Raw genomic sequence first — 306 nt, 5'->3', positions numbered from 1 at the left:
CCCCCCCGCCGATGGACGATTGCGCTTCGGCGGGCTCGATTACAGCCATTGGGATCCGCTCGAGTTCGGCCGCCATGTCGGCTATCTGCCGCAGGATGTCGGCCTGTTCGCCGGCACCGTGCGCGAGAACATCGCCCGCTTCGGCAATGCCTCGACCGAAGAGATCATCGACGCCGCCAAGCGCGCCGGTATTCACGAGATGGTGCTCGACCTGCCGAAACAATATGACACGCGGCTCGGCCCCGGCGGCGTCGGCCTGTCCGGCGGACAGCGCCAGCGTCTGGCGCTGGCGCGGGCGCTGCTCGG

At 69.0% G+C, this 306-nt stretch carries 1 protein-coding gene; it reads left to right on the top strand.

Annotated elements, in window-relative coordinates; genetic code table 11:
* A partial coding sequence (locus tag CQ14_RS42565) for an ATP-binding cassette domain-containing protein (protein ID WP_156435440.1) occupies nt 1-306 on the top strand: 306 nt, incomplete at both ends.

Source organism: Bradyrhizobium lablabi, from assembly GCF_001440475.1.
Classification (GTDB): domain Bacteria; phylum Pseudomonadota; class Alphaproteobacteria; order Rhizobiales; family Xanthobacteraceae; genus Bradyrhizobium; species Bradyrhizobium lablabi.
The sequence above is the reverse complement of the archived record's forward strand: the minus strand, read 5'-3'. Positions and strand labels throughout refer to the sequence as shown.